We start from the raw sequence: 15,438 nt of genomic DNA on the forward strand, positions 1-15,438 counted from the left end.
TTGAAGGCGAGCAAGCGGGTTGAGCGAGGCCAACTTCTCCTCCCTGGATGCCGCGGCTTTGGAATCTCCCGCAAGATTCTCCATGACTGGATCGAAGCCTGGAACGCCGATGGTCCGGACGGTTTGAACCGCAAACCGCGACCCAAACCTAGGCCGCAAGCTCAAGCCGCTAGCGACGTACGACGACAAGCGCTCCGCCCTCGCGCTCGCCAAGCGTGCAGCAACGAGCTTCAGCCCGGTGCAGCCGCAGGCCCCGCAATCGGCTACCGACAATTCGTTTCTCGCCTATCCGCCTGACTGTCATGTAGCGCGTAGGACGGGCTGAGCCTTTGCGAAACCGATCTCTTCCCGATCACCGTTCTCCGTAGACGCGGCCATCCATCTGGCCGATTACCGGCCCAGTCGGCAGGATAATTGCCAAGCTCCACCTGGCGACGAGAGGACGGCGCCTGGCCGGTTCGTGACCCGTGCGCGAGTGAACGGATGACGCGCGCGTCGCACCAGACGCGGCGCGGGAGCGATCTCCGAAAAAAGGCCAGCATGGCATAGTGCCACTGTTTTGCCCGACAAGTCAAAAGAATATTCGTAAAACACGAAATTGCGCCGGCTTGAATTGCGACCGACTGACGGCGAGGCTGGCTGCGAAAACGGACCCCTGCCGCAGATGCGACGATCCTTGCCGGTTTGCCGGTCGATTTGCTCGACTCTGCAATGACCTGACCGAGCGGACCGCCCGCCAGCGAGCAATCGTTCGTCTACTGTGCATGGGGTTGTTTTCACGTTTTGCCGGCGCCGCCGCATCGCTTCGGCCAGGCCCCGTTAACCCCCCGTCCACCATCCGGCCCAGCCCGCCGCCGGTAACCATTGCAATTAACAGACCCTCAACGCAGCCCAGACAAGTCTAGCAATGTTTCCTGAGGGGTTTTGCCGTGGATTTGTTGGTTTTCGAGTTCCTGGGACTGGCTCTGGTCGCCATGTGCGTGCTGGTCGTGGCATTGCCCTGCGCCCGCAAATCCTCGCAGCGGGTCCGCTACGAATAGGAATTTTGGCCCCAACGAGTGATTCCGGGCCGATGCAAGGCTCGAATTCGCTTAGAGCCCCTTGACATCACAGCGCTTTCGGCAGAACGGCTGATACCAAGTGTCATGGGCCGTTCATGGATTTGATTACCACCACCGCTGACCTTGCGGCTGCCTGCAGCCGGCTGGCCAAGCACCCCGTCATTACTGTCGATACCGAGTTCCTGCGCGAGACCACCTATTACCCGCTGTTGTGCGTGGTGCAGATGGCCAGCCCCGAGGAAGCTGTTGTCATCGACACCCTGGCCGAGGGCCTCGACCTCAAGCCGTTCTTCGAGCTGATGGGCAACGAGGCCGTGCTGAAGGTGTTTCACGCCGCGCGCCAGGACATCGAGATCATCTGGCACCAGGCCAATATCATCCCGCACCCGGTGTTCGACACCCAGGTGGCGGCCATGGTGCTCGGCTATGGCGACAGCATCGCCTATGACGCCCTGGTCGAGAAGGTCACCGGCCACCGCCCGGACAAGACCCACCGCTTCACCGACTGGTCGCGCCGGCCGCTGACCAAGGAGCAGATGCATTACGCGGTCTCCGACGTCACGCATTTGCGCGACGTGTTCGCCGCGCTCGACGCCGATCTGAAGAAGCGCCGCCGCAGCGAATGGGTCTCCATCGAGATGGAGATCCTGACCTCGCCCAAGACCTACGACTTCCACCCCGAGCGCGCCTGGGAACGGCTGAAGACGCGGGTGCGCAAGCCGAAGGATCTTGCCGTGCTGATGGAAGTCGCCGCCTGGCGCGAGCAGGAGGCGCAGAGCCGTGACGTGCCGCGCGGCCGCGTGCTGCGCGACGAGGCCATCACCGACATCGCCACCCATGCGCCGAACACGCTGGAGAAGCTCGCGCATCTCCGCTCGGTGCCGAAGGGATTTGAGAAATCCAAATGGGGCGCTGACATCGTCGCTGCCGTCGAGCGCGGGCTGGCGCGGGATTTCTCGACGCTGCCGAAGCTGGAGAAGCCGCGCAACAATTCCAACGGCGCGGCCACCGTCGAGCTGTTGAAGGTGCTGCTGCGCATGACCGCCGAGCGCCATGCGGTGGCGAGCAAGGTGATCGCCACCGTCGACGATCTTGAGGAGATCGCAGCCGATGACGACGCCGACGTACCGGCCCTGCGCGGCTGGCGCCGCGAGCTGTTCGGCGAGGCCGCGCTGAAGCTCAAGCGCGGCGAGCTCGCGCTCGCGATCGAAAAGGGCCGCGTGATCGGGGTTCAGCGGGCGTAGGCCGAAACTGCCTCCGCGCTCTCCATCGTCATTGCGAGCGTAGCGAAGCAATCCAGTCTGCCGCCGCGGAAAGACTCTGGATTGCTTCGCTACGCTCGCAATGACGGATGTGACGCAGCAGCGTGCCCCTACGCCGGCGGCAGCTTCGCCACTTCGCCCTTCATGTCATCAAGCACACCGGTAATCGCCGCCACGAGCTCGTCGATCTGGGCCTTGCTGGCGATCAGCGGCGGGCAGATGGCGATGGCGTCGAGCATGTTGCGCGCGATCACGCCGCGTTCCTGCAGCATGCGGCTCGCGATGCCGCCGACGGCCCCCGGCGTCGCCGCTGCCGTCTTGCGGCCCTTGTCGAGCACGAGCTCGAGCGCCGCGATCATGCCGACGCCGCGGACCTCGCCAACCAGCGGATGGCTGGTGAGCTCGCGAAGCTTGCCCTGCATGTAACCGCCAAGCTCGGCGGCATGTGCGACCAGACCACGCTCTTCGATGATCTTGAGATTTTCGAGCGCAACCGCCGAGCCGACCGGATGGCCGCCCGCGGTGAAGCCGTGGCCGAGCACGCCGATCTTGTTGCTCTCGTCGGCGATCGGCTCGAACATGCGGTCGTTCATGATGATCGCCGACAGCGGGAAATAACTGGAGGTGATCTGCTTGGAGACCACGATGACATCGGGCTTGATGCCGTAGGTCTCGCAGCCGAACATCCTGCCGGTGCGGCCGAAGCCGCAGATCACCTCGTCGGCGATCAGCAGGATGTCGTACTTCTTCAGGACGGCTTGGATCTTGTCCCAATAGGTCGCCGGCGGCACGATAACGCCGCCTGCGCCCATCACCGGCTCGCCGAAGAAGGCGGCGATCGTTTCAGGGCCTTCCTTTTGGATCAGCGCGTCGAGCTCCTCGGCCCGGCGCGTCGCGAACGCCTCCTCGCTTTCGCCGGGCGCGCCGTCCTTGTAGAAATGCGGCGAGCCCGTGTGCAGGATATTTGGCAGCGGCAGGTCGAACGAGCGGTGGTTGTTGGGCAGGCCGGTGAGGCTCGCCGACGCGATGGTGACGCCGTGATAGGCGCGCATCCGGCTGATGATCTTCTTTTTCTGCGGCTGGCCGAGAGAGTTCGAACGATAGGCGATCAGCTTGAGGACAGTGTCGTTTGCCTCCGAGCCTGAATTGGTGAAGAACACCTTGCTCATCGGCACAGGCGCGAGCGCGACCAGCTTCTCGGCGAGGTCGATCGAGGGCCCGTGCGATTTGGCCGAGAAGGTGTGATAAAATGGCAGCGCCTGCATCTGCTTGTGCGCGGCTTCCACCAGCCGCTTCTCGTTGAAGCCGAGCCCGACGCTCCACAGGCCTGCCATCGCCTCGAAATAGCGCTTGCCCGACGCGTCGAACACGTAGGGCCCCTCGCCGCGCTCGATCACCAGCGGACCCGCCTGCTGATGGGCGCGCGCGTTGGTATACGCGTGGAGCTGGTAGGCCACATCGCGGGCTTCTTGCGAATTGGGCAGCATCGTCATCGCGGGGATTCCCTAACTGGTGCGTCATCGGACATCGTGACGCAGCCTCCATCCGAAGACGAGGCTTGTCCAAACAAAACGTCAATACCTTGGCTATTGCGCTGCGCCGCAACTTGCAACGCCATTTCGTTGACAGCAGGCGCACATGAGCGTTGCAGGAAAGCAGCGCTGGCGTTGCCGCATTTGGCCGGCCCGGCTAATTCCGCCGGGCCAACATAAAGGCCGCCCCCGCGGCCACCAGCGCCGGGACCGCCGCCGCGGCAAACAGCGGCTGCGCCCCCATTCCGCGGGCCAGCATTGCCCCGCCGACCAGCGGCCCCACGATCGAGCCGATGCGGCCGATGCCGAGCGCCCATCCGACGCCTGTCGATCTGATCGCCGTCGGATAGAAGGTCGCCGTCAAGGCGTTCGAGGCGATCTGCCCTCCGACGATGCAGAATCCGGATGCAAAGATCGCAATCGTGACCAGGACGATCGAATGGCTGACCAGCCCGATCGCTGTGACCGCACCTGCGGCGACGAAATAGGTCAACGACAGGGCGCGGAACGAGAAGCGGTCGATGAAATGGCCGAGCGTGAAGGTGCCGACGACGCCGCCAACCTGCAACATGGCGCCGATCGCGGCGGCGGCCGACACCGAGACGCCGAGATCGTTCAGCACGGTGGGAAGCCAGTTCGACAGCAGATAGAGATCGAGCAGACTCATGAAGAACACGATCCAGAGCAGCAGAGTTACCCAGCCGCGCCCCTCCGCAAACAGATGTGCGACAGGCAGGCCCGCCAGTTTCGGCTCCTGCACCACGAATTTCACCTCGCCGGCGAAGGACGTATTCGGGGCGATCCTTTTCAGGAGATTGCCCACCTCGTGGTCGCGGCCGCCGACTATCGCCAGGAACCGGATCGATTCCGGCAGCGCCTTGAAGAGGAACGGCAGCAGCAGCAGCGGCACGAGGCCGCCGACCAGAAACACCGAGCGCCAGCCGAAGGCGGGAATCAGCGCGGCGGCGAGCAGCCCGCCCAGGGCCGCACCAATCGAAAAGCCCGCAAACATGATCATCACAAGGGTGGCGCGACGGCGATGGGGGCTGAATTCGGAGGTGAGCGCGACGGCGTTCGGCATCGCACCGCCCAGCCCGAGCCCGGTCAGCAGACGTAGAGCGATCAGCCAATTTGCATCCGGCGCGAACACGGTGAGCAAGGTGCCAATGCCGAACACCAGCGTGCTCGCGAGGATGATGCGGCGACGGCCGATCCTGTCGGCCATCGGACCGAAAATCAGCGCGCCGATCATGAGACCGAGAAGCCCTGCGCTGAACACCGGCCCGAGGCTGGCGCGCGCAAGCTTCCACTCCTGCGCCACCGCAGGGGCGACATAGCCGATCGCCTGGGTGTCAAAGCCGTCGATGAACAGCACCGCGGCACACACCAGCAGCACCCGCAGCTGAAAGGCACCGACCGGCTGCCGGTCGACAAAGGCGGGAACGTCGACCGCATCGGATACGACCTCGCCCGTTGCTGTGACGGCCATGTGGGCGCCCTCCCCGGTCATCCCTGCACTATTTTTCTTTCATTAATCTCTTATAGTGAGATTATTGTTAGCGCAAGCGGCGATGATTTCGCTGTTTTGCGGCCTCCCCGAACGCCGATAACACGGTCAAACGCGAAGCTGGATCGCACCGACATTGGTCAAGGCAAACAGTCAGGATCGGGTCCTTGCCCTGCTCGATCTCTTCACCGAGACACGTCCGCAATGGTCGCCCGAGGAACTCATGACGGAGCTCGGCTACACCAGGCCGACGCTGTATCGCTACCTGAAGAGCCTGAAAGACACCGGCTTCGTGATGCCGACGCGCAACGGGCGGTTCGCGCTCGGCCCCCGCGTGGTCGAGATGGATTATCTCAGCCGCCGCTCCGATCCGCTGATCGCAACCGCCACGCCACACCTGGAGCGCCTTTCGGCGACGTATCCCGGCACAGCGCTCATCGTGCGCTGGTATGGCGACAAAATGCTGTGTGTAGCCTCGATCGCATCCGCCGCTGCGCCGGCGAGCAGCTATCCGCGCGGCAGACCGATGGCGATGGGACGTGGCGCGATCGCGCGATCGATCATGGCCTTCCTGCCCAAGCAACGCCTCATGCCGCTGGTCACGCGCTACGCCGATGATCTGCGCAGCGTCGGCTTCGGCGACACGCCCGACGACATCCTGGCTGCGCTGAAGCGCGTGCGTCGCGCGGGCGTTGCGGTTGCCTTCGGCGAAGTGACGGCCGGCGCTGTCGGGATTGCCGCGCCGATTCTCGATGCAAGCTACCCGATCGCGAGTCTCTGCATCACGATCGGCGGACAACATGCCAATGGCGAATTGATCGACCGCATCAGTTCGGAGGTCCGTGAAGCCGCCCGGCAGATCTCAGCCGCGGCTGAAGATGATGCCATGTAATCTCATTATTTGAGATTTAACTTGACGAAATGTCGTTCACGCCGCATCTGAACAAATAGTCGCGCCGGGCGCGACGACAGGTCCGGGGAAGCGACGTGACACAGGCTCAGGCGAACAACGAGGCGCCCGTCGTGATCGTCGGCGGCGGACCGGTCGGGATGGGCTTGGCGATAGGACTTGGCCAGCGCGGCATCAAGACCATCGTGGTCGAGCGCTATGAGCAGCCGCAGCCGATCCCGAAGGGGCAGAACCTCACGCAGCGGACGATGGAGCATTTCCATTTCTGGGGCGCGGAGGCGGCGCTGCGGGCGGCTCGCACCATTCCACCCGATTATGGCATCGGCGGAATGACCAGCCACGGCACGCTGCTCAGCGGATACAACTACAACTGGCTCCAGCGCGAACTGGTTCGGCCGTTTTACTTCACCGACAATGAGCGCCTGCCGCAATACGCAACCGAAACCGTGCTGCGGCAACGGGCAGCGCAGCTTCCCGCCATCGACCTGCGCTATGGATGGACCTGTCAGGAGGTGCGGTCTGAAGCCGATGGCGTCGTCATCGAAATCGTCAACCGCGACGGGACGAAGCAGAGCTTGCGTGCCGATTACGTCGTCGGCTGCGACGGCAGCCGGTCAATCGTGCGCGAGCAGGCGGGTATCACCCAGACCCGCGCCGACCACGATCGCCTGATGGTCCTCCTGGTGTTTCGTTCCACCGAATTGCATAGCTTGCTCGGCAGGTATCCGGGCAAGTCATTCTACAACGTGCTGCATCCGGACCTCGAAGGTTACTGGAAATTCTTCGGCAGGGTCGATCTTGGCACCACCTGGTTCTTCCACGCCCCCGTCCCCACTGGTACCACCCGCGACAATTTCGATTTCCGGCGCCTGCTTCACGAGGCGGCAGGCGCGGAATTCGACGTCGAATTCGAGCACATCGGATTCTGGGATCTGCGTTTCACGCTCGCCGACAGCTACCGCGCAGGCCGAATCTTCGTCGCCGGAGACGCCGCACACAGCCATCCGCCCTATGGCGGCTATGGCATCAACAGCGGCTTCGAGGATGCGGTCAATCTGGCGTGGAAGTTCGCTGCAACCGTGCAGGGCTGGGCCCCTGCCGGTCTGCTCGACAGCTACGACGCCGAGCGCCGCCCGGTCTTCGCGTCCACCGCACGCGACTTCATCGAGGCATCGATCTTCCGCGACCGGGATTTTTTGCGGCAGCATGATCCGGCGCGGGATCGGGCGGATTTCGAGGCTGCCTGGCGCGCACGACATTCCGGCGCGCGCGCGGAGGTCAACGCCTTCGAGCCGAACTACGAGGGATCGCCGATCGTATTCGGCCCACCCGGCGGCGTCAGCAGCGCGATCGGCTCGCACACCCATGCCGCGCGCGCCGGCCATCATCTGGCGCCGCAATCTCTGTCGTCGGGCAAGAACGTCTTCGAGGAACTCGGCAGCGGCTTCACATTGATCGATCTGACTGAAAGCACCACCGGGGCCGCATTCGAGCGAGCCGCCGCAGGGCTTGGCATCCCGCTGAAGGTGATCAGGGATACCGCCGCAGACGGCCGCGAAACATACGAGGCGCAGCTGATCCTGGTGCGGCCTGATCAGTTTGTTGCTTACGCGGCCAATAACGACGGCGCCGAGGCATCAGGGATCCTGATGCGCGCTGTCGGTCGATCCTGACGAGATCGCTTCGGCCGCTGGCACGCCAACGTCAGGCCGCACCGTCGTTGTCATCGCCGGCAGCATCGATGGCTTCCCTCACCTCGACCAGGGCCATCGATAACAAATAGACGGTCGTGGGCAGACCGATCCGGCGCGCCGCCTCGAGGGCACGCGACAGATCGCTCGCCAGCTCCTTGAGATCGTTTCCCCGTGACAATGTCCCGCCTGTCCATCCGCCGATCGCGTCCGCCTAAACCATGATCCGGAAAAGTGCGAAGCGGTTTTCCCTCGCGACAAACGCGTTTGCGCGGAGATCATGCTCAAACAATAACCTAAAACGCGATGACGATTCATCCTAACTGATCTCATCGCGCTTTAAACGCGACGGCGCCGCTGGTTCTGATCAATTCGGCGCTGGACTGGACAGTAGCAAAATTGCCGATGACACTCACCACCGACTGCTTGTAGACGGCCGCCTCGCCTGTGACCGGCGGCCAGCAAGCCACGGCATCGTCGAGCACCCGATAGCGGTGGCTCCGATGAAACCCTTCGACCACGGTGGCCAGGATGGTCTCGTCGAGGGAAAAGCCCGTCATCACGCAGCGCACGTGACGTAAGCTGGACATGTGGTCGGCGAAACGCGACGAGCTGTAAGCCGATGGCAACGCGTGCTCGAACGTCATCTCGCCCGGCCGGGGCTTGGCCTCTGCAATCCAATCGGTCAGCCTGGATGACGGATCGAACCAGGCCGCCTCCGCAACCCTTTTCAGATGCATCACCGGCCATAGGTTGCTCCGCCACAGCGCCAGCAACTGCAGGCAGTGCATGATTGCGGTGTCGCCGTCGAGAATGACGTGGCGACGTCCCGGGATCAGATATTCCGCCTGGAGGTCCGCGCAGACCAGGACCAGCGGATCGTCGTGGGAGACCAGCATTGTCTTGCGCAGAGCTGCACCAGTTTCAGCGGTCAGCGAGCGCGAGGTCGCGCAGCGGTGAGGTCACCGCTCGCCCCGCCGAGGCGTCCAGCACGCCCGGACGATCCCAGTCGCCCTCGGGACGGATGATCACGTAGGGATCGCTGTCCAGCGTGATTGCGTCCGGTCCTGGCTCGATCTCAAGCAGCATCTCCGTGTAGGAGAAGTCCGAGAAGGTGATCTTCCTGTTATGGCCGAGCGGCTTGGCGCCGAAATGAGCCCAGAAGTCCACCAGCCGGTCCTGCGCTTGGCCGTAGATCTTACGGAACCCCTTGCGCTTCACGAAGTCGATGCTGGCCTGCACCAGCTTGAACGAGAGGCGCGAGCGCCGATACTGGTGACGCACCGCAAGCCGTTCCACCTTGGCGAAGTCGCCGAAGAAGCGCACCCGCAAACAGCCCGCCGGCTCGTTGCCGATATACCCGATGAAATGCGCGGCAACCATGTCATTGCCGTCAAACTCCTCCTCGAACGGGCAATCCTGCTCGGCAAGATAGACCGCTGAGCGAATGGCCGTGACCAGCATGAGGTCGCTCGGATCGCGCGCGAGGCGGATGGTGATGGCACGGGAGTCAGGCTTGGCGAGAGGAATCCTAGTGCCGTGCATCTGAAAAACTCCTTGCTTGAATGATCGCGCCAGGCATGCGCATCGGCTGCCGATGCCACGGTCGCTCGTAACACCAGAGGTCCGGCTGAAAGCTCGCGATCGGCTCGAAGCCCGTCGCCTTCATGATTTCGCGTCCGGCCACGGTTGACGGCTGCGCATAGCAGTCCGCGTCGCGAAACCTTATCTGGCGAAGATGAGCCGCGGCCTTGCCAAGACCCGCGATGCCGCGGCCGGTCGCGGCGATCGCCCAGATGTAGATCGCAGAGACCTCCTCATTCGCCGCGGCCAGATGGCGCGTGTCGGGCGCGGTCAGGCAGATATCGTCGAGCAGCAATGCGTCATGCCCGCGATCGCTGAGGAACAGGAAGGCCATACCGCCCAGCAGAGTCCCGTTCCGGGTGAAGGTCAGGATGCTCTGCGGATCGAAGGCGAAATATCGTGCAAGCTCGACCGCCCCGATCTGCACACCCGGCACCAGGCGGTGCGCCATATCCGAAAGCGCACCGATTTCGGAAAAATGCGCGCAGCGGACATCCACCTCGGGGCTGAGCGGCAAGGCATCGAAATCATGCCTCGCGGCAAACGAGCCCCTTTCCATACTCATGTCGTCCCTCTATCGTTATCGTTCAGGGGTTTTGTACGCCGCAACGAGCGGAAGCTTAGCGGTTGGAGATCAGGAGTATGCAGCAAGTATTGCACCGGGGTGCTGCAATGATGCAGCACCATGAAGAAGCGCTAAATGCGTCCTGGGACGATTTGAAGCTGTTTTTAGCTTGCGCGAAGTTTAAAAGTTTCCGCAACGCTGCCGAAGAGCTCGGGCTCACCTCCACCACATTGATGCGCAGGATCGACCGGCTCGAAGAGAGCATCGGTTGCAAGCTTTTCCTGCGTGACCAGAGCGGGCTGACGCTCAGCGACGAAGGCACCGCGATGATTGCCGACGTCGCGCATATGGAGCGTCACGCCTTCAACGTCTTCCGCCGCGCCTCACGCGCATCGAACGATACGTCGGGCACCGTGCGGGTCGCGGTGACGGAAGGTCCCGGCAATTTCTGGATTCTGCCGCGGCTGATCGATTTCCAGAAGACCTATCGCAAGATCACCGTCGATTTGCGTTGTGCGATGGAGCAGGCCGACGTCGCACGGCTGGAGTCGGACATCGCGATCCAGCTCGAGCCACCGACCAATCCCGATCTTATCGTCGCCAAGCTCGGCCGGTTGCACATCTACCCCTTCGTCTCCAGGGAATATGCGAATCTCTACGGCCTGCCTGCGACGCTTGCCGAATTGCCGAACCATCGCATCATCAAGCAGAGCTCGCCACAGGTCGATGACAGCGCCTATGCGCGCGTGCTCGGGCTCAAATCGCTCGAAGGCATTGTCGGGATCAAGACCAACTCGTCCGTCGGCGTGCTCTACGCGGTCGAGCGCGGCGCCGGCATCGGCTTCCTGCCGACGGTGTCGATCGCGCTCGGCGCGCCGCTCGTCGCTGTCGACCTCGACGTCAGCCACCACGCCGACCTCTGGCTCACCTATCACAAGGAGTTCCGCACCTCCGAGCGGCACAAGATCGTGGTCGACTGGCTGAAGAAGATCTTCGATCCCAAAACCCATCCCTGCTTTCGCAACGATTTCATCCATCCGAACGCGTTGGTACCGATGATGACGGCGGCGCGAGAGGGCTTTGGATTGTCCGGATACGTTGCGGCGACGCCGACATGAGTGGGACGGAGCGGTTCCTTCACCACCGATATTCGAAGCCGACCGTGCCCTGGTGCGATGTCAGCTCGTTGCGGAACTTGCCGTCGTAATTGACATACAGCCGCGCGGTATTGCTCAGGCTGAGCGAGGCGGAGGCGCCAGCGTCCATGCCATAACGGCTCTCGCCGATGCCGGGGACGATGATGTTCTGGGTCCCGAGGCTGACCTGCACCGAGCCGAGGTCCTGATAAAAATTGTCGACGAACTTGCCGTAGGCCGAGAGGTCCAGGATTTTCCGATCGAAAATGAAGTAACGCCCGACCTCGGCGCCGATCATGACGCGCGCACGCGAGATAGCGCTCGAGCCGACGTTGAGTGGGTCAAGTCCCCCGGCTTCCTGGAACGCCGCGCTAGTGGCGCGCACATATTCAAGCGCGCCCTTGGGCACGATGCGCATCTGATCCTTGGTCCAGTAATAGTTGATCTCGGTGAGCGCACCGTCGACTGTGGCGTGATACCCCGCGACGGCAAGGCCGAAGCCGGTATCACGGCTGGAATGGACCTTGCCGAAACCGTGCACCAGCGCGAAGGCCCAGGTCCATGGTCCCTTGTCGACGGAACCGTTGAAACCGATCTGCGTCAGGTCGAGTGTCGCCGACTGAAGCGCGAGCGGCACGTCGATGTCGGTGTGGCTCTGGTCGACGGAGAAGCCGAGGTTGACGCCTGGCGCGACCCGCGCCCCGAAGCCGGCGACACCGCCGAACGTGGTGCGCTTGTCACCGACGAAATCACCCTGCGGATCGGTGCGGACCGATATGCCGTAACCCTCGAACCAGGTGCGGTAGCGTGGATCCTCCGCATTCTCCGACGCACCGCCGCCGCCGGGATTGGTGCGGGAGGCCCGGTTGACGCCGTTCGAGGCCTGACCGCCCAGCCGCTCCAGAAAATTCGAACCCAGATTGAGCGTGCTGTTGCCGGCTGACTGGTTGGCATTGGTCGACGTCGTGCCCGGGGACGGCGAAGGGGACGGTGTCGGGGTGGGCGTCGGCGTTGGCGTTGGCGTCGGAGACGAAGTCGGCGTCGGGGTCTGCGCCAAGGCCGCGGTCGCCGGCAGCATCGCAACAACTGCGAGCGTCATGGCGATCGCCGTCACGATCCGGCGGACACGGTCCAGCCCGATCGTCTGCCGTATCCCTTGTGGCTGCTGAGTGCAGCACATGACGACTATTCCCGAAGCAAAATGGCGGCCCGCAAAAATACAACGCGGAGGGCGAGCAGGTGCGACGATTTGTGCTGAACTGCCACGAGGGGTCAACCGGTCCGCGTGCTTTCGCCGGGGTGATTCCTCCAATTGTGGTTCCGCTGCCACAGGTCACAAATTGCGGGCGGCCATTTCCTGCGCAGTCTTGAAGTTTGCACGCAGCTTGCGAGCGCACGGTTTTCGTGTTGGAATATCGTACACAATCGGAATTGGCCGCTCGGCTGTGCGTTTCGCGACAGGCTCAAGACTCGAACAGACTTCCGGAAGCCCGTTTGTGACGTGGCACGCGAAAAGCGGCCGCGTCTTTTTAGTATCTAGCGGAGGAGACTGAGGATGCCACAAAAGGGCACCGTCAAATGGTTCAACCCAACCAAGGGCTACGGATTCATCAAGCCGAACGGCGGCGACAAGGACGTGTTCGTCCACATCTCGGCGGTCGAGCGTGCCGGACTTTCTACCCTTAATGAAAACCAGGTAGTTGAATACGACCTCGTGGAGAACCGCGGCAAGACATCCGCGGAGAACCTCAAGGTTTCCTGATTTCTCTCGAAGATATCAGCGAGAGATCATAACGATGCCCCCGGCTCCGCCGGGGGATTTTGTTTTGGGGCAGTCGCGACGCCACGAATTGGACAAAACGCATATTTCCGGTTATATTACCGGAAATTGAGGTGAGCAGTGGCAACGAAGTCTCAGCGAAAGGCAACCCGGACTCATCGCCGCCGCGCGGCAGCGCGTGGTCTCGTACGGGTTGAAGTCCAAGCCGCCAGGAAGGACGCAAGCCTCATCCGGGCCTTGGCCGAAACTCTGCGTGACGAGCCGGAGCGAGCCGCAGTACTTCGGTCAACGATTGCCAACGCCCTCCTCAATTCCGACGTCAAGACAGCCTTCGACGTCTTTGGCTCGGAGCTTCCCGATGAAGCCTTCGACGGTGTGTTCGATCAGCCGCGGCGGGACACCTGGCGAGAGTTCGACTTGTGAGGTTTTTGGTCGATACCAACGTCATATCCGAAATACGCAAGCGCGAGCGCGCCGATCCAAATGTCATTCGTTGGGTTAGTCAGACTCCCGCGGAGGATATCGGAACCAGCGTCTTGGTCCTCGCCGAAATTCGCCGAGGCATCGAATTGAAAAGGAGGAATGATCCTCTCCAGGCGAAATCTCTCGACCGATGGTTTTCGCAGATGAGGGCCCGACTTGCCGATCGGGTTATTCCCATTGACGAGACCACCGCCGAGACCTTGGCAATTCTTGGAATTCCCAACCCACTGCCTCTGATTGACAGTCTTCTCGCCGCCACGGCCAAAGTTCACGGCCTGACCCTAGTGACACGCAATATTACCGATATTGCAGCGACCGGCGTATCACTGCTTGATCCGTTTGCAGCGTCGTGAGCGATCGATCGATGATCCAACGATCGGAGTACTTCTCGGTAGCGAATGAAACCAATGCTGAGAACCGCAAAGGGCAATGCTTGATCTGGATCACTCTGATCGACCCAAGTTTCGTTGCAGGGACCTAGAGCGCGGCCTCCTCGGTGCCCCGGACGGCGAATGGTATCACCATTGGGTACAAAATGGCTGGCGAATAGCTGAGCAGTTGCACTAGCCCACAACGGGCGCAATCAGAAAATTCTCTGACGCCCCACTCCCCGCGGTCTTGCAGACGTCGCCCTCGATCCTGACCTTGCCGGTCGCAAGCAGGCTCAGCGCCGCGGGATAGATGCGGTGCTCGACTTCGAGGATGCGCTCGGACAGGGTCTCGGCCGTGTCGTGATCGCTGACGGGCACCGCGCCCTGCATCACGATCGGGCCGGCGTCGGTCTCGGGGATCACGAAATGCACTGTCGCGCCAGACAGTTTGACGCCGGCGCGCAAGGCTTGGCCGTGCGGGTCGAGGCCGGGGAATGACGGCAACAGCGACGGATGGATGTTGAGCATCCGCCCGTACCACGCCCTGGCGAACTCGGCCGTGAACAAGCGCATGAAGCCGCCGAGGCAGATCAGCTCGATGCCGTGCTGATCGAGCGCGGCCTGCAGCGCTTTTTCGAATCCGGCGCGGTCCTTGCCGAACGGCTTGCTTTCGATCACCAACGTTGTCACGCCGGCCGCCCTGGCCCGTTCGAGCCCGAGCGCGTCAGCCTTGTTCGAGACGACGAGTGAGATCTCCGCCGGGAAATCCGCGGCGCTAGCAGCCTTGATCAGCGCCGACATGTTGGAGCCGCGGCCTGAGATCAGGACGGCGACGCGCCGTTTCATCGCAGCGGCAGTCATCACAGTGCCAGGTCGAGGTGGCCGTTATAGACGACGCGGTGCTCGCCCTCGGCCGGGATCACGGTGCCGAGCTGCGCCACGGTCTCGCCGGCATCGGTGAAGACCCGCACCACCTCATCGACCCTCTCGGGCTCGACGATCGCGACCATGCCGATGCCGCAGTTGAAGGTCCGGAGCATTTCGAGCTCCGCGATGCCGGCTTGGGCGGCCAGCCATTTGAACACCGGCAGCACCGGCAGGCGTGCCAGATCAATGCCGACGCCAAGATTTGCAGGCAGCACGCGCGGAATGTTGTCGGTGAAACCGCCGCCGGTGATATGGGCAAGGCCCTTCACTGCACCGGTCTCGCGGATCGCCCTCAGGCAGGATTTGACGTAGAGCCTCGTCGGCGTCAGCAGCGCGCCGCCGAGAGTCATAACAGGGGCAAATGGCGCCTGCGCCTCGAAGCCGAGGCCGGACTGTTCCACGATCTTGCGCACCAGCGAGAAGCCGTTGGAATGCACGCCCGACGAGGCAAGACCGATCACGGCATCGCCCGCGGCGATGTCCTTGCGCGGCAATAGTGTGCCGCGCTCGGCCGCGCCGACGGCAAATCCGCCGAGGTCGTAGTCGCCGTCCTTGTAGAGGCCGGGCATCTCCGCGGTCTCGCCGCCGATCAGGGCGCAGCCGGACTCGCGGCAGCCCTCGGCGACGCC

17 protein-coding genes are annotated in these 15,438 nt (G+C 62.9%); 8 read left to right on the top strand and 9 right to left on the bottom strand.

The window, feature by feature from the left end; translation table 11 throughout:
• Both AOQ71_RS50075 and rnd read left to right on the top strand, forming a co-directional pair.
• On the top strand, positions 1–297 hold the full coding sequence (locus AOQ71_RS50075; protein WP_347336728.1) for a helix-turn-helix domain-containing protein: 297 nt from the start codon (positions 1–3) through the stop codon (positions 295–297).
• A gap of 859 nt (positions 298–1,156) precedes the next feature.
• Complete coding sequence (gene rnd, locus AOQ71_RS36950; protein ID WP_057757841.1) at positions 1,157–2,305, top strand: ribonuclease D; 1,149 nt, start codon at positions 1,157–1,159, stop codon at positions 2,303–2,305.
• A 128-nt stretch (positions 2,306–2,433) separates the two neighbouring features.
• On the opposite strand, the gene AOQ71_RS36955 is transcribed toward rnd, so the two are convergent.
• Entirely contained in the window at positions 2,434–3,816 is a 1,383-nt protein-coding gene (locus AOQ71_RS36955) for an aspartate aminotransferase family protein (protein ID WP_057757848.1), read from the bottom strand.
• Between the two features lie 196 nt (positions 3,817–4,012).
• Complete coding sequence (locus tag AOQ71_RS36960) at positions 4,013–5,344, bottom strand: MFS transporter (RefSeq protein ID WP_057759013.1); 1,332 nt, start codon at positions 5,342–5,344, stop codon at positions 4,013–4,015.
• A 154-nt stretch (positions 5,345–5,498) separates the two neighbouring features.
• Here AOQ71_RS36960 and AOQ71_RS36965 point away from each other — a divergent pair, with 154 nt between their 5' ends.
• Both AOQ71_RS36965 and AOQ71_RS36970 read left to right on the top strand, forming a co-directional pair.
• A complete protein-coding gene (locus AOQ71_RS36965; protein ID WP_057757850.1) occupies positions 5,499–6,254 on the top strand; it encodes an IclR family transcriptional regulator in 756 nt (251 codons plus the stop codon).
• A 95-nt stretch (positions 6,255–6,349) separates the two neighbouring features.
• Entirely contained in the window at positions 6,350–7,945 is a 1,596-nt protein-coding gene (locus tag AOQ71_RS36970; protein ID WP_283809629.1) for an FAD-dependent monooxygenase, read from the top strand.
• Positions 7,946–7,976: 31 nt separating this feature from the next.
• Here the strand turns inward: AOQ71_RS36970 and AOQ71_RS46505 are convergent, their stop codons facing one another.
• The 4 genes from AOQ71_RS46505 to AOQ71_RS36985 all read right to left on the bottom strand — a co-directional run bounded on the left by AOQ71_RS46505 (position 7,977) and on the right by AOQ71_RS36985 (position 10,112).
• Entirely contained in the window at positions 7,977–8,144 is a 168-nt protein-coding gene (locus tag AOQ71_RS46505; protein ID WP_167354017.1) for a hypothetical protein, read from the bottom strand.
• Positions 8,145–8,292: 148 nt separating this feature from the next.
• Positions 8,293–8,862: an isochorismatase family protein gene (locus AOQ71_RS36975; RefSeq protein WP_057757856.1), complete on the bottom strand. Its 570-nt coding sequence runs from the start codon at positions 8,860–8,862 to the stop codon at positions 8,293–8,295.
• Between the two features lie 25 nt (positions 8,863–8,887).
• A complete protein-coding gene (locus tag AOQ71_RS36980; protein ID WP_057757859.1) occupies positions 8,888–9,508 on the bottom strand; it encodes a GNAT family N-acetyltransferase in 621 nt (206 codons plus the stop codon).
• Positions 9,495–10,112 (bottom strand): hypothetical protein, encoded by a 618-nt coding sequence (locus tag AOQ71_RS36985; RefSeq protein WP_057757862.1) that lies wholly within the window; start codon positions 10,110–10,112, stop codon positions 9,495–9,497. The genes AOQ71_RS36980 and AOQ71_RS36985 overlap by 14 nt, the downstream gene beginning before the upstream one ends.
• Positions 10,113–10,189: 77 nt before the next feature.
• Between AOQ71_RS36985 and AOQ71_RS36990 the strand changes: the two genes are divergently transcribed.
• Positions 10,190–11,230, top strand: a complete 1,041-nt coding sequence (locus AOQ71_RS36990) for a LysR family transcriptional regulator (protein WP_057757865.1) — start codon at positions 10,190–10,192, stop codon at positions 11,228–11,230.
• 19 nt (positions 11,231–11,249) lie between these two features.
• Here the strand turns inward: AOQ71_RS36990 and AOQ71_RS36995 are convergent, their stop codons facing one another.
• Positions 11,250–12,428, bottom strand: a complete 1,179-nt coding sequence (locus AOQ71_RS36995; protein WP_057757867.1) for an autotransporter outer membrane beta-barrel domain-containing protein — start codon at positions 12,426–12,428, stop codon at positions 11,250–11,252.
• Positions 12,429–12,803: 375 nt separating this feature from the next.
• Here AOQ71_RS36995 and AOQ71_RS37000 point away from each other — a divergent pair, with 375 nt between their 5' ends.
• The 3 genes from AOQ71_RS37000 (at position 12,804) to AOQ71_RS37010 (ending at position 13,864) form a co-directional block, all read left to right on the top strand.
• Positions 12,804–13,010: a cold-shock protein gene (locus tag AOQ71_RS37000; protein WP_057757870.1), complete on the top strand. Its 207-nt coding sequence runs from the start codon at positions 12,804–12,806 to the stop codon at positions 13,008–13,010.
• 255 nt (positions 13,011–13,265) lie between these two features.
• Positions 13,266–13,451 (top strand): hypothetical protein, encoded by a 186-nt coding sequence (locus AOQ71_RS45730; protein ID WP_157083792.1) that lies wholly within the window; start codon positions 13,266–13,268, stop codon positions 13,449–13,451.
• A complete protein-coding gene (locus AOQ71_RS37010) occupies positions 13,448–13,864 on the top strand; it encodes a type II toxin-antitoxin system VapC family toxin (RefSeq protein ID WP_057757876.1) in 417 nt (138 codons plus the stop codon). The genes AOQ71_RS45730 and AOQ71_RS37010 overlap by 4 nt, the downstream gene beginning before the upstream one ends.
• Positions 13,865–14,074: 210 nt before the next feature.
• Here AOQ71_RS37010 and purN read toward each other — a convergent pair whose 3' ends face one another.
• Together purN and purM are read right to left on the bottom strand one after the other, a co-directional pair.
• Entirely contained in the window at positions 14,075–14,728 is a 654-nt protein-coding gene (gene purN, locus AOQ71_RS37015; RefSeq protein ID WP_057759015.1) for a phosphoribosylglycinamide formyltransferase, read from the bottom strand.
• A gap of 14 nt (positions 14,729–14,742) precedes the next feature.
• Positions 14,743–15,438: phosphoribosylformylglycinamidine cyclo-ligase (gene purM, locus AOQ71_RS49225; protein WP_245317353.1), on the bottom strand; the 696-nt coding region annotated here is incomplete at its 5' end.

The sequence above is a fragment of the Bradyrhizobium manausense genome (genome assembly GCF_001440035.1).
GTDB classification, from domain to species: Bacteria; Pseudomonadota; Alphaproteobacteria; order Rhizobiales; family Xanthobacteraceae; genus Bradyrhizobium; species Bradyrhizobium manausense.

Coding starts and splice junctions, on each gene's coding strand:
- rnd (WP_057757841.1), top strand. CDS start 1,157: ATGGATTTGATTACCACCACCGCTGACCTTGCGGCTGCCTGCAGCCGG.
- AOQ71_RS36955 (WP_057757848.1), bottom strand. CDS start 3,816: ATGACGATGCTGCCCAATTCGCAAGAAGCCCGCGATGTGGCCTACCAG.
- AOQ71_RS36960 (WP_057759013.1), bottom strand. CDS start 5,344: ATGGCCGTCACAGCAACGGGCGAGGTCGTATCCGATGCGGTCGACGTT.
- AOQ71_RS36975 (WP_057757856.1), bottom strand. CDS start 8,862: ATGCTGGTCTCCCACGACGATCCGCTGGTCCTGGTCTGCGCGGACCTC.
- AOQ71_RS36980 (WP_057757859.1), bottom strand. CDS start 9,508: ATGCACGGCACTAGGATTCCTCTCGCCAAGCCTGACTCCCGTGCCATC.
- AOQ71_RS36985 (WP_057757862.1), bottom strand. CDS start 10,112: ATGAGTATGGAAAGGGGCTCGTTTGCCGCGAGGCATGATTTCGATGCC.
- AOQ71_RS36990 (WP_057757865.1), top strand. CDS start 10,190: ATGCAGCAAGTATTGCACCGGGGTGCTGCAATGATGCAGCACCATGAA.
- AOQ71_RS36995 (WP_057757867.1), bottom strand. CDS start 12,428: ATGTGCTGCACTCAGCAGCCACAAGGGATACGGCAGACGATCGGGCTG.
- AOQ71_RS37000 (WP_057757870.1), top strand. CDS start 12,804: ATGCCACAAAAGGGCACCGTCAAATGGTTCAACCCAACCAAGGGCTAC.
- purN (WP_057759015.1), bottom strand. CDS start 14,728: ATGAAACGGCGCGTCGCCGTCCTGATCTCAGGCCGCGGCTCCAACATG.